Source organism: Rhodococcus cercidiphylli (genome assembly GCF_033042225.1).
GTDB lineage: Bacteria > Actinomycetota > Actinomycetes > Mycobacteriales > Mycobacteriaceae > Rhodococcoides.
Window position 1 is genome coordinate 544,860 of sequence record NZ_JAWLKE010000004.1, and the last position, 11,764, is coordinate 556,623.

At 64.5% G+C, this 11,764-nt stretch carries 12 protein-coding genes; 7 read left to right on the forward strand and 5 right to left on the reverse strand.

What is annotated here, in order from left to right:
- Nucleotides 1-33 precede the first annotated feature (33 nt).
- Nucleotides 34-507 carry a phosphoribosyltransferase gene (locus tag R3P95_RS13100; protein WP_300518190.1) on the forward strand — a complete coding sequence of 158 codons (474 nt, stop codon included), beginning with the start codon at nt 34-36 and terminating at the stop codon, nt 505-507.
- Between the two features lies 1 nt (nt 508).
- Here R3P95_RS13100 and R3P95_RS13105 read toward each other — a convergent pair whose 3' ends face one another.
- Complete coding sequence (locus tag R3P95_RS13105) at nt 509-1,543, reverse strand: NADPH:quinone reductase (RefSeq protein WP_317548527.1); 1,035 nt, start codon at nt 1,541-1,543, stop codon at nt 509-511.
- Nucleotides 1,544-1,642: 99 nt separating this feature from the next.
- Between R3P95_RS13105 and R3P95_RS13110 the strand changes: the two genes are divergently transcribed.
- Nucleotides 1,643-2,152, forward strand: a complete 510-nt coding sequence (locus R3P95_RS13110) for a mycothiol transferase (RefSeq protein ID WP_317548528.1) — start codon at nt 1,643-1,645, stop codon at nt 2,150-2,152.
- A 3-nt stretch (nt 2,153-2,155) separates the two neighbouring features.
- On the opposite strand, the gene R3P95_RS13115 is transcribed toward R3P95_RS13110, so the two are convergent.
- Together R3P95_RS13115 and R3P95_RS13120 are read right to left on the reverse strand one after the other, a co-directional pair.
- Nucleotides 2,156-2,650, reverse strand: coding sequence for an SRPBCC family protein (locus tag R3P95_RS13115; RefSeq protein WP_317548529.1), 495 nt, complete (start codon nt 2,648-2,650; stop codon nt 2,156-2,158).
- Nucleotides 2,647-3,483 (reverse strand): SDR family NAD(P)-dependent oxidoreductase, encoded by an 837-nt coding sequence (locus R3P95_RS13120; protein ID WP_317548530.1) that lies wholly within the window; start codon nt 3,481-3,483, stop codon nt 2,647-2,649. Before R3P95_RS13120 ends, R3P95_RS13115 begins: the two co-directional genes overlap by 4 nt.
- Before the next feature lie 102 nt (nt 3,484-3,585).
- Here R3P95_RS13120 and R3P95_RS13125 point away from each other — a divergent pair, with 102 nt between their 5' ends.
- On the forward strand, nt 3,586-4,635 hold the full coding sequence (locus tag R3P95_RS13125; RefSeq protein WP_317548531.1) for an iron-siderophore ABC transporter substrate-binding protein: 1,050 nt from the start codon (nt 3,586-3,588) through the stop codon (nt 4,633-4,635).
- A 161-nt stretch (nt 4,636-4,796) separates the two neighbouring features.
- Here the strand turns inward: R3P95_RS13125 and R3P95_RS13130 are convergent, their stop codons facing one another.
- Both R3P95_RS13130 and R3P95_RS13135 read right to left on the reverse strand, forming a co-directional pair.
- Nucleotides 4,797-6,224, reverse strand: a complete 1,428-nt coding sequence (locus tag R3P95_RS13130; protein WP_317548532.1) for an HNH endonuclease signature motif containing protein — start codon at nt 6,222-6,224, stop codon at nt 4,797-4,799.
- A gap of 192 nt (nt 6,225-6,416) precedes the next feature.
- The gene (locus R3P95_RS13135; protein WP_317548533.1) at nt 6,417-7,889 is read right to left on the reverse strand and encodes a cryptochrome/photolyase family protein; all 1,473 of its coding nucleotides are present in this window, start codon (nt 7,887-7,889) and stop codon (nt 6,417-6,419) included.
- 127 nt (nt 7,890-8,016) lie between these two features.
- Between R3P95_RS13135 and R3P95_RS13140 the strand changes: the two genes are divergently transcribed.
- The 4 genes from R3P95_RS13140 to R3P95_RS13155 all read left to right on the forward strand — a co-directional run bounded on the left by R3P95_RS13140 (nt 8,017) and on the right by R3P95_RS13155 (nt 11,720).
- Nucleotides 8,017-9,669, forward strand: coding sequence for an alkaline phosphatase D family protein (locus R3P95_RS13140; RefSeq protein WP_317548534.1), 1,653 nt, complete (start codon nt 8,017-8,019; stop codon nt 9,667-9,669).
- A gap of 18 nt (nt 9,670-9,687) precedes the next feature.
- The gene (trhO, locus tag R3P95_RS13145; protein WP_300520889.1) at nt 9,688-10,530 is read left to right on the forward strand and encodes an oxygen-dependent tRNA uridine(34) hydroxylase TrhO; all 843 of its coding nucleotides are present in this window, start codon (nt 9,688-9,690) and stop codon (nt 10,528-10,530) included.
- Nucleotides 10,531-10,532: 2 nt separating this feature from the next.
- Complete coding sequence (locus tag R3P95_RS13150) at nt 10,533-11,408, forward strand: pseudouridine synthase (protein WP_317548535.1); 876 nt, start codon at nt 10,533-10,535, stop codon at nt 11,406-11,408.
- A 96-nt stretch (nt 11,409-11,504) separates the two neighbouring features.
- Nucleotides 11,505-11,720, forward strand: coding sequence for a hypothetical protein (locus R3P95_RS13155; protein WP_149407980.1), 216 nt, complete (start codon nt 11,505-11,507; stop codon nt 11,718-11,720).
- Nucleotides 11,721-11,764: the final 44 nt, after the last annotated feature.

Consider the following 11,764-nt stretch of genomic DNA (forward strand, 5'->3'; position numbering starts at 1 on the left):
GGCAAAATTCGGTGCTGGGTAGAGTGATGCTCCATGACCGAACAGGAACGTGAAGTACTGACGTGGGCGACGTTCGGAGACGCCTCGCGTGACCTGACCGAGAAGATCGTCGACGACGGGTTCGTCCCGGACATCGTCATCGCGATCGCTCGCGGCGGACTGATTCCCGCTGGTGCGATTTCCTACGCGATGGGCGTCAAGGCGGCGGGCACCCTCAATGTCGAGTTCTACTCCGACATCGAGGAGACCCTGCCCGATCCTGTTGTCCTCGAACCACTTCTGGACACCGACGCAATCGTCGGCAAGAAGTTGCTCGTTGTCGACGACGTCGCCGATTCCGGCCGCACACTGGCTCTGGTCATCGACCTACTGAAGGCGCATACCGCCGAGGTGCGGTCGGCCGTGATCTACACCAAGCCGAGAACCATTGTGCAGCCCGACTACTCGTGGCGAGAGACCGACAAGTGGATCAATTTTCCCTGGTCCACGTTGCCGGTCATCACCTGAGTTATTCGCTGGAGACGTCGATCAGCACCTTGCCGACGGTTCCGTTCTCGACGGCGTCGTGTGCCGCTGCGGTCTCGCTCAGCGAGAAGCGGTGCAGCGGTAGACCGGTGGCCTCGCCCACCTCGAGCACGCCCGCTGCTGCCGCCGCGCTGACGTCCGCCTCGGCGTTGCGAAGAGCCTCGTCGCCCACGGTGTAGAGGAGGACGAACTGGTAGCGCGTGTTGAGGACCATGTTCGGCCGAACGTCGAGGGTCACGGTGTCGCCGCCATTGTTGGCGTACACCGCGATGGAGGCGCGGTTCGCTCCTACGGCAGCGTTGAGTGCGGCGTTCTGTGCGGGAGCCACCTCGACGATGAGATCGATTCCGGCAGGAACCAATTCACGAATTTCGGCGGCGGCATCGCCGGTCTTGTAGTTCACCACGTGGTGCGCGCCCGCCGCGGTCGCCAGTGCGCCCTTCTCCGGTCCGCTGACCGTCGTCACCACGGTCGCGCCCGCCCAGCGGGCCAACTGGATCGCGGCATGGCCGACGGCACCGGCACCACCGGCAACCAGAACCGACTTGCCGTCCAGCGTACCCGGGTGCAGCCGCGTGGGTCCGTCCTCGGAGACGGTGAGTGCGCGGTGCGCCGTCATCGCGGGCACCCCGAGGCTTGCGCCCACGTCGAATCCGACGCCATCGGGCAGCCGAACCACTCGGGAGGCAGGCAGGATCGAGAAAGACTGGGCGGTACCGGTCGGGCGCTGATGTTGGGCCAGGTAGACCCAGACGCGATCTCCGACGGCAAGCCCCTCGACATCGGGGCCGACAGCGTCGATCACTCCGGCACCGTCCTGGTTCGGTACCACCTCGTCGAATGCCAGCTTCTCACCCGGCCCCGAGCCGGTCCTGTTCTTCCAGTCCGTCGGATTGACGCCCGAGACCATGATGCGGACCCGAACTTCGCCTGCGGCGGGCTCGGTCACCTCGCGATCTTTCAGTTCGAGGACGGACGAATCGCCGGTGCGGGTGTACACAATCGCTGGAGCAGTCATATCCGGTCCAACGCGCTCGGACCGCCCCGATGTTCCCTGCGGCCCCATCGGGGGTATGCATGAGTGGTCATCAGTGCTGTCACAGGAGAAACGGATCGCATGAATCACAACGAACTGCTCACCGACGCGTTCGGCCGAATCAAGGAACTCGTCCACTCGGTACTGGACGACATCCCCGCCGCAGCGTTGACCTACCGGCCCGACTCCGAGGCCAACAGCATTGCGTGGCTGCTGTGGCACCTGACGCGGGTGCAGGACGACCACATCGCCGGAGTGGCAGGCAGCGAGCAGTTGTGGAACTCCGACTCGTGGTTCGAGCGCTTCGGTCTCCCGTTCGACCGGTCCGATATCGGGTACGGCCAGTCGTCAGAGGACGTCGCCGAGGTCACCTCCAGCGCCGAACTCCTGCGCGAGTACCACGATGCCGTGCACTCGAAAACGGTTGCGTACCTGAGCAGTATCTCGACGGACGATCTGGATCGAATCGTCGACGAGAACTGGGACCCGCCGGTCACGCTGGGTGCACGGCTGGTGTCGGTGGTGTCCGACGACCTTCAGCATGCCGGGCAGGCGTCGTGCGTTTTAGGCCTGTACACCCGGCAGGCCTGAGAATCAGGCGCAAACCTTCTGCAGATTCTCCAGCGTCTTGCGAATGTTGCGACGCTGGAACTGCGGGAACGTCTTACCGCTGGTGACGATCTTGTCGAACACGAGAGCCAGCGCGTCGGGCCACTTCGTCCGGTCGTCGGTCCAGGTCTCGGTCACTTTCGTGCCACCTGCGACCGATTCGAAGTCGTATCGCCAGGTTGCGTTCGCGCCCTTGATCTTCGGAGCGCTCTTGCCGATGGCATGGACGCGGAACTCGAAGGTCTTGCCAGGATCGGCCGCGGTGACGGTGCAGCGCGTGACCCACTTCGCCCGGCCGCGCTTGTTGGTTCCGTCGAACACCATTCCCACGTAGGCACTCTCGCGGGGTTCGTGGACGGTGGCACCTCTGTTCTCCGGGCTCCACTCACCCATGCGCGTGGGGTCGCTGATCGCGGCGTACAGCGTGTTCGGATCGGCAGCGACGACGATGCTGTCCGAGACGGTGAGTTCGCGACTCATGACGAGGCTCCCTTGCGGGCGTTCTTGCCCAGGCCGGGGTGAATGCGAGTGAGCATGGGCACCAACACCGTTCGCGGTGTGATCTGCGCGAAGATGGATCCGATGCGGTTTGCCGCTCCCGGAATCGACACCATGCGCCCCTTGGTCATGTCGTCGACGGCAGTCTTGGCGACTGTGTCCGCCTCGACCCACATGGTGGGTGGAAGTGCCTTCTCTGCATCGTCTTTCGCGAACCCTGCGGCCTCGCCGAATCCTGTGTGTACGGGTCCGGGGCACAGTGCGGTGGCGGTGACGCCGGTTCCGCGCAGTTCACCGGTCAGCGACTGTGTGTAGGAGAGCACGAATGCCTTGCACGCGCCGTAGCCGGCCTGTCCGGGCAGAGGTTGGAACGCGGCAGTCGAGGCGACGTTGAGCAGTGCGCCGCGTCGGCGCTCGACCATGCCGGGGAGGAATCGGGTGCACAGGTCCGCAACGGCGACCACGTCGACCTCGATCATGTTCATTTCCGCCGCCGGGTCCGATTCTGCGACCGGTCCGAGGGTGGACAGTCCGGCGTTGTTGATCAGGATGTCCGGGATGAGGCCGAGTTCGGTGATGCGGCCGAGCAGTTCGGCGCGAGCGCTGCGGTCGGAGAGGTCTGCTGCGAGCACCTCGGCTCGGACTCCCCGTGCTCGGATCTCCTGTGCCAAGTCTTCGAGCTTGTCGGCTCGCCGAGCGACGAGGGTGACGCCGTAGCCCCGGGAGGCGAGTTCGCGGGCGATGGAGGCCCCGATGCCCGAGGATGCTCCGGTCACGACGGCGGTCCGGTCGGGTGCTGGACGAGGAAGGCTCATGCGACCCACCGTAGCGAATGGCCGCCGGGCAGCGCATTTGAACGGATCTTGTAGGTTAGCCTAGTCTTACTTTGATTCCCGCTGGTTCGTCGAGAGGTAACCATGTTCTCAGTGTCACCGGCCGGTCGACGCACTACCGGCCGTGCAACCCTGCTGTCCACGCTTGCCGTGGCGGCCCTGGTGGTGGGGGCGTGCTCCTCTGCCGATACTGCCGAGCCCGAACAGGATGGCGGCGGCGACTTTGCCGCTGTCACCATCGATTCGGCTCTGGGTCAGGCCGTCATCACCGAGAAGCCGGAGCGCATCGTGACTCTGGGGCAGGGCTCGGCCGAGACGGCGATCGCGCTGGGCACCGTGCCCGTCGGCGTCGAGGAGTACTCGTGGGGTGCCGACGACACCGGGTATCTGCCGTGGGTTCACGACGCGGTGACCGAGTTGGGTGCCGAACTTCCCCAACAGTTCACCGGTGGAACCGAATTGAACATCGAAGCCGTTGCTGCCCTCGAACCCGACTTGATTCTGGCCCCGTGGTCCGGCGTCACGCAGGATCAGTTCGACAAGCTGAGCGCATTCGCACCGGTGGTCGCGTACGAGGAGCAGCCGTGGACGATCACCTGGGAAGACCAGATCACCGTCATCGGCAAGGCCATGGGGGAGGAAGCGAAGGCGGCGGACGAGATCGAGAAGATCAAGGGCCGCTTCGCCGACGCCACCAGCGAGCACCCCGAATATGCCGGGGTGAGTTTCTCGTACATCTACAACACCGGGCCCGGGACGCTGGGAGTGTTTCTTGCCGACGAGCAACGCGTCGCGATGGTGCGAGCACTCGGGTTGCAGGTCGATCCGGTGGTGAACACGCTCGACGAGACCGAGGGCACCGACTCGGCGGTCATCGGGTTGGAGAACGCGAATCTGTTGAACGACTCGGACCTGATCTTCACCTTCTACTCGGATCCGCAGAACCGCACCGACACCGAGAATCAGCCTGCCTACAAGCAGATCCCGGCCGTGTCCCGCGGTTCGGTCGTGGCGCCGACGGATCAGTCGTTCGTCACCGGATCGTCCATCATCAATCCGCTGACGGTGCCGTGGGCACTCGAGCGATATGTGCCGATGATCGACGAGGCTGTCGCGAAGCTCGACGCAAACTAGGTCAGTACATCTCGCGGCGACGTTCCCGTTCGAGCACCTGCTCGAGGTGATGTGGCACGACCGCGGTGACCGATCCTTGCTTCACTCGAATGAGTCTGTCGAACAATCTTTTCCAGCCCCGCACCGTGTTCTCGGTGCGGGGCTGGTGTCTTTCCTGAGGCTCACGCGATGTGGGGGCCTGCTCGGGCGTGGGACGGTCTGGGTTGTCGGTAGGGGTCGACGGTTGCCGGTGGTACGAACCACGGGTGGTTGTCGGTGCCGATGAACACTTCCCAATCCGAATGGTGGATCAGTCGGTGATGGAATCCGCACAGTAGGACGAGGTTGTTCATGTCGGTGGGTCCGCCGTCACCCCAATGCCAGATGTGGTGTCCTTCGGTCCAGGCGGCGGGTTTTCCACAGCCGGGGAACGCGCAGCCGTGATCGCGGGCGGTGAGAGCTCTGCGTTGTTTGGCGGTGACGGTGCGGGCGGTGCGGGCGAGGTTCAACGGGTTGCCGTTCTCGTCCATCACGATCGCAGTGAGAACACAATCACAGGCCAACTGGCGGGAGGTGTTGCGGGAGAGCGGTCCCATCCACGGCAGCCACCCGACCGAAGCGCCGTCGCCGAACAAGTCTCGATACGCGCCGCGATCAGCGGCCGCTCCCGCAGCGCTGCCGGCCTCGGGTTCATCCGCCGCGTCCGGTTCTGCCGTGTCGGGGTGAATCGGGCCACCGGTGTTGATGTCGACGGGATCGACTGTGTCGGTGTCGGATTCTGTTGCTGCGCGTGAGGTTTCGTCGTCGGTGATGTCGTCTTCGCCTCCGCAGTTCTGGAGGTCGGTGAGGTCCTGTAACCGGATGTGCAGGTTCAGGTGGGGGCGTTCTCCGCCTTCGATGGGGCGATCACTGGAGGCGAGATACTGGTCGAGGATGTGTCCGAAGGCGTCGGCTCTGCGCCGGGCGGGGCTGCGATCGTCTGCGATTTTGAGTGTCCCGGCTCCGTCGGCGGCGGGGTGGGGTTCGGTCAGCGGGGAGAGGGCGGTGAGCAGCTTTTCTCCGGTGATCGCATCGAAATCTCCTTTCAACACCAGCCGCCCGTTCAGGGTTGTGGAGGCGAAGAGTTCGTTGCGGTCGGTGTTCTCGGAGGGTGGTTTCTTGTTGCCGAAGCTGTCTTCGAGTCTGGTGATCGCTGCACGGATCCGACCGGTGCGCGCGTCGGGTCCTGTCGCAGCCTTGATCAAGGCGGCGCGGGCCATAACGCGACCCTCTTCCAGGAGGTTCTCCGGTGGTGTTTCGGCGAAGGTGAGGATCAGCGCGGCGTGGTCGATGGTCATGACGCCGGTGTTCACGGCGTCGGCGATGTCGGGGAACGCGGCCATGCCGCGGGCGAGGGCGACGATCTTGGTGGCTTTGGACGGTGAGAGCAGGGTGGTGGAGGTCAGCCAGCCGGCGGGTCCGGGGAAGCCGAGTTTCTCTCGGCTCACGCGGGTGTCGATCTCGCCGACGAGAGAGATCCGGCGGGCCTCCAACAACTGGATTCGGTGGGAGACCGCGGCGGCGTCGGCGAGCAGTTCGCTCTCGCTCAGTTGCCAGATCTCCGTGGTCATGGAAGCAAGTGTATCGAACGTGCGTTCGACTGGCAACCATAGTGCAATCGAAAACTATTGCCCTGCATAAGGATTCGAGAACCCGAACCTGTCGGTGCGTCATGGTAGAGGACCCGCGGCACCCGAAGATCGCACGTCTCGGCCAATTTGCTGTGACAAATGCACCCGAACGTCGGTGCGTTTCCTGATGCGTCAGTACACCTCGCGTTGCCGCTCCTGTTCCAGCACCTGCTCCAAGTCGCTCAATCGGTTCATCGACGACACCTGCCGCGCCGTACGGTGATTGAGCGCCAACATCTCTCGATGCCGGTGCACGAATGCCCAGTAACCGGCGGTGAAGGGGCAGGCGTCGTCGCCCAGTCGCTTTTTCGGGTTGAATTCGCACGGCTTGCAGTAGTCGGTCATGCGGTTCAGGTACGCCCCGCCCGAGGCGTACGGCTTGGTTGCGATCACCCCGCCGTCCGCGTGTTGACTCATGCCGATGACGTTCACCGGCATCACCCAGGCAAATCCGTCGACGAAAGCCGTGGCGAACCACTCGGTCAGCGCTCGCGGATCCCAGGCGTGTTGCAGCGCAAAGTTTCCCAGGATCATCAGTCGTGGGATGTGGTGCACCCACCCGCGATCACGCACGCCGTCGACGGTGCTGGACAGGCATTTCGCCACCACGGCATCACCGTCCAACTCCGTCAGCCAATCCGGTAGTGGCTCATGGGCTTCGAGCTTGTTTCGCTCGAGATACTCCGGTCCCAGATGCCAGTACAGATGCCACACGTATTCGCGCCAACCGAGGATCTGCCGCACGAACCCTTCGACGCTCGCCAAGGGTGTGCCGTCTCGGTGGGCGTCCTCGGCGGCGTGCGCCACGTCCAGCGGTTGCAGCAGGCCGAGGTTCAGTGGCACCGACAGCAACGAGTGCGACATCGTCCAGTCGTCAGCCATCACGGCATCCTCGTACTTGCCGAAGTCGTACAGGCGATAGTTCACGAAGTGCGCCAACGCATCCGACGCCTCAGCAGCAGTCACCGCGAACACGCGAGGTCCGTCCACGCCGACCGTGTCGAGGTCCCAGTCGTCGAGGTCGGCGCGCACCTGCTCGTCGATCGCGTCCTCGGTCGGCCACCACGGTTCCTCCACGCCCAGCGTCAGGCGTCCCTTCGGCGGCGGTGACTGATTCTCGGCGTCGAGGTTCCACTTTCCGGAGACCGGTTCGGAACCGTCCATCAGTACACCGAACTTCTTGCGTTGCTCGCGGTAGAACGTCTCCATCCGAAAGGTGCCACGCTCGGCTGCCCACTCCGCAAAATCGGCGCGGGGAAGCGCGAACATCGGCGTCGGCAGAATCTCCGAGACCAGCCCCTCCTCGTGCAAGGCGGCGACGAACTTCTCCGCCGCGTGCGAGGTGGGCTCGAACACCACCACGGGCTTGCCGTACTCGGCCAACCCTTCGCGATACGTCTCGGTCTGCAGGTAGGTGACGCGATCACCCAACTCGTCAGCGAGGTGCCGCATCCCCGACAACACGAGATGCAGCTTCTGTCGGTGGTATCTCCGACGCCGGAACACGCGCCTGGACTCGATCATCAGCACTTCTCGATCCGCATTCTCGTCCACGGAGTGAAAGTGCGGGCCGAGCTGATCACCGAACAACCACAGAGCGTCCATTCCCGGAGTGTTCTCCCGCAGCGACGAAGGCAAACCAGCGTCCGGCACATGGCCGGCCGGTGAACACTGTGGCCGACCCAGGCGCGCCTTACTTGACCACCGACCATCCATCGCATGGACTGACCCGATGCACGCTGAGTCTGCGCTTTCCAGAAGGACGTTTCTTCGCTCGTCGTCGGTGGCCGTCGCGGTGGCCGGAGTCGCCACGACACTGCCGGCGATCGCCCACGCGCAGGGCAGTGACCGCGGCTTTCTGCACGGGGTGGCGTCGGGAGATCCCTTGCCCGACGCGATCGTGCTCTGGACCCGCATCACCCCCACGCCCGACGCGACCCCGGGCTCCGGCGTCGGCCCGCAGGTATCGGTGACGTGGCGTGTTGCCCGCAGCGCGGACATGGGTGACATCGTCGCCTCCGGAACCGTCGAAACCGGCCCCGCCACCGACCACACCGTCAAGGTCGACGTCGACGGGCTCAGCGCTGACACCACGTACTTCTACGACTTCCGGACGAACGACGCGGCATCGGCCGTCGGGACGACGCACACCGCACCGGCCAACGACGCCGATATCGATGCGATGCGCTTCGGCGTCGTCTCGTGCTCCAACTGGGAGTCGGGCTACTTCGGCGCGTACCGGCACCTGGCCGCCCGAGGAGATCTCGACGCCATCGTCCATCTCGGGGATTACATCTACGAGTACGAAACCGGCGGATTTCCGGGCCGCGACGGGGTGATCCGGCAGCATTCGCCCACCCACGAGATCGTCACCCTTGCCGACTACCGTCAGCGGCACGGGCAGTACAAGTCCGATCCAGATCTGCAGGCCGCGCACGTCGGCGTGCCGTGGATCTGCACGTGGGACGACCACGAATCTGCCAACGACGCCTACGACACCGGCGCACAGAATCACACTCCGGGCACCGAGGGCGATTGGTCCACCCGCAAGGCCAATTCCGAGCAGGCGTACTACGAGTGGATGCCGGTGCGCGCGGCGGGCACCGCAACCAACCGTCACCTCTACCGTCGGCTGCGGTTCGGCAACCTCCTCGAATTGTCGATGCTGGACCTACGCACCTACCGCTCGCAGCAGGTGTTGCCGTTCAACGGGCCCGAGGTCGATTCGCCCAACCGGACCATCACCGGCGCGGAGCAGATGCAGTGGCTCACCGACGGCATCGTCTCGTCGCCGACGCAGTGGAAGATCGTCGGGAATCCGGTGATGATCACGCCCACTCTCATCCCGCCGCTGGACCGGGACGCGGCCAGGGCGGTCACCTCGCTTCTCGGGATCCCGGAGGGCGGTCTGCCGTACAACGCCGATCCGTGGGACGGATACACCGCCGACCGCCGCAAGCTGCTCGGTGCCATCGTGGACGCGGGCGTCGACAACACCGTCTTCATCACCGGCGACATCCACTCGGCCTGGGCCTGCGAGGTACCCCTCGACGCGGCGCAGTACGCAACCACCGAGCCTGCTGCCACGGAGCTCGTCGTCACCTCGGTCAGCTCGGCCAACATCGACGACCTGACGCGTACTCCGCCGCACACGCTGGGCCGGGTCGCCGAGGAGGCATTCAAGGCGCTCAACCAGCACGTGAAGTTCGTGGACCTGGACAGTCACGGGTTCGGCGTCTTCGAGGTCACCAGGACGGCGGCTCGGATGGACCACTGGTTCCTCACCGCCAAGGAGGATCCGCAGACCGGCGTCTACTGGGGAGCGGGCTTCACCGTCGACTCCGGCACCCAGCGAGTCCGGGCGGCGGCACCACCTGCCGGGTAACGCGCCATACTGGTCGGCGTGGCTGTACCGAAAATCGTCCTGTTCTACGTGTTCACTCCGCTACCCGATCCCGAGGCGATCCGGTTGTGGCAACAGACGCTGGCCGCGTCGAACAATCTGACCGGACGCATCCTGATCTCCGAGCACGGCATCAACGCGACGGTGGGCGGTGACGTCGACGACGTCAAACGGTACGTCCGTGGCACCCGCAGCTACCCGGCCTTCAAGGCCGCCGACGTCAAGTGGTCCGAGGGGCTCGGCAACGACTTCCCGCGCCTGAGCGTGCGGGTGCGCGACGAGATCGTCACGTTCGGTGCCCCCGGCGAGTTGAAGGTCGACGCCGACGGAGTGGTCGGCGGCGGTAAACACCTGAGTCCGCAGCAGGTACACGAGCTCGTCGATTCCCGCGGCGACGACGTCGTCTTCTTCGACGGGCGCAACGCGTTCGAGGCGCAGATCGGCAAGTTCAAGAACGCGGTGGTGCCCGACGTCGAGACGACGAGGGATTTCGTCTCCCAACTCGACTCCGGTGCGTACGACCACCTGAAGCAGTCCCCGGTCGTCACCTACTGCACCGGGGGAGTGCGCTGCGAGGTGCTGTCATCGTTGATGGTCGCGCGCGGGTTCGAGGAGGTGTATCAGCTCGACGGTGGAATCGTCCGGTACGCAGAGACTTTCGGCGACGACGCGCTCTGGGAGGGCTCGCTCTTCGTCTTCGACAAGCGGATGGCGCAGAACTTCTCCGATCACACCGCCGTCATCGGTCGCTGCAGTGCCTGCGGCAATCCGACGTCCCGGTACCAGGACTTCGACGGCGACGCCGGCCGTGGTCTGCGGTTGATCTGTCTCGACTGCGCCTGACGATGCTGCCCTTCCGGGACGGTCTCGCTCCGTTGAGATTGCTTTTGCCGCATGGTGATTCGGCCATCACGATCGTGGAGTATCTCGAACGTGAGCTGCCCGAGGACGACTGGCGGCGGGCCGTGCTCGACGCCGAAGTGGTCGACGAGAAGAGCCGGCCGATCTCCATCGACACGAGGTATCGCGCCGGCAGTCAGGTGTACTTCTATCGTGTTCCAGCGCAGGAGGTTCCGGTTCCGTTCGAGATCGGCATCCTGCACGAGGACGACGACCTGCTGGTGGTCGACAAGCCGCACTTCCTCGCCACCATCCCGCGTGGTCGGCACGTCACCGAAACGGCGACCGTGCGACTGCGCAAGCAGTTCGACTGCCCGGACCTGACGCCCGCGCACCGACTCGATCGCGCCACCGCAGGGGTGCTGCTCTTCACCAAGACCAAACATGCCCGACGGCCGTATCAGGAACTCTTCTCCTCCCGTAACGTCACCAAGGAGTACGAGGCCGTTGCGGGATTCGATGCAGCACTGGAGTTTCCGCGCATCGTGCGCAGCAGAATCCTGAAAAAACACGGGGTGATGACGGCGTACGAGGAGCCGGGGGAGCCGAACAGCGAGACTTTGATCGAACTGATCGATCAAATCGGCACTGTCGCCCGGTATCGACTGTTCCCCAAGACGGGCAAGACTCATCAACTGCGAATCCATCTGTCCTCGTTGGGGATTCCCATCGTGAACGACCCGTACTATCCGGTGTTCACCTCGGTTCCGGCCGAGGACTTCACCCGGCCGCTGCAACTCCTCGCCCGAGCGCTGAATTTCACGGACCCATTGACCGGTGAGCCCAGGCGCTTCGTCAGTGCCCGAACCCTCGAGCTCTGACGGCCGGCATCGTTCGTTCGGACGATTGTGACAATTGGGACGCGAGGTTAGCGTGTCGAGCGAACCATGTCCGATGGAAGAGAAGAGGAGAACAGCGTGAAGCGTCGTATTGCTGTTGTGTTGGGAGCCGCAGTCATCGCCATCGCGTCGCCGGCAGTCGCGGTGGCCGATACCGGAAGCGCGAGCACCGGTAGCTCGAGCGGAGTGTCGAGCTTGTTCTCGGATCTGTCCCGGTTGTGGGAGGCCTGCTCGGTGACCATCTTCACCGGACAGTGCACCGGAATCGTCGCCACAGACGTGACTTACTGGTAAGGCGCGCCCTCAGCCAAACCCTCGAAACGACAAACGCGCGCGCA

Excerpts from the sequence above, each read along its gene's own strand:
- R3P95_RS13140 (WP_317548534.1), top strand. The coding sequence starts at position 8,017 with ATGCACGCTGAGTCTGCGCTTTCCAGAAGGACGTTTCTTCGCTCGTCG.
- R3P95_RS13125 (WP_317548531.1), top strand. The coding sequence starts at position 3,586 with ATGTTCTCAGTGTCACCGGCCGGTCGACGCACTACCGGCCGTGCAACC.
- R3P95_RS13130 (WP_317548532.1), bottom strand. The coding sequence starts at position 6,224 with ATGACCACGGAGATCTGGCAACTGAGCGAGAGCGAACTGCTCGCCGAC.
- R3P95_RS13120 (WP_317548530.1), bottom strand. The coding sequence starts at position 3,483 with ATGAGCCTTCCTCGTCCAGCACCCGACCGGACCGCCGTCGTGACCGGA.
- R3P95_RS13115 (WP_317548529.1), bottom strand. The coding sequence starts at position 2,650 with ATGAGTCGCGAACTCACCGTCTCGGACAGCATCGTCGTCGCTGCCGAT.
- R3P95_RS13105 (WP_317548527.1), bottom strand. The coding sequence starts at position 1,543 with ATGACTGCTCCAGCGATTGTGTACACCCGCACCGGCGATTCGTCCGTC.
- R3P95_RS13110 (WP_317548528.1), top strand. The coding sequence starts at position 1,643 with ATGAATCACAACGAACTGCTCACCGACGCGTTCGGCCGAATCAAGGAA.
- R3P95_RS13135 (WP_317548533.1), bottom strand. The coding sequence starts at position 7,889 with ATGGACGCTCTGTGGTTGTTCGGTGATCAGCTCGGCCCGCACTTTCAC.
- R3P95_RS13150 (WP_317548535.1), top strand. The coding sequence starts at position 10,533 with ATGCTGCCCTTCCGGGACGGTCTCGCTCCGTTGAGATTGCTTTTGCCG.
- R3P95_RS13100 (WP_300518190.1), top strand. The coding sequence starts at position 34 with ATGACCGAACAGGAACGTGAAGTACTGACGTGGGCGACGTTCGGAGAC.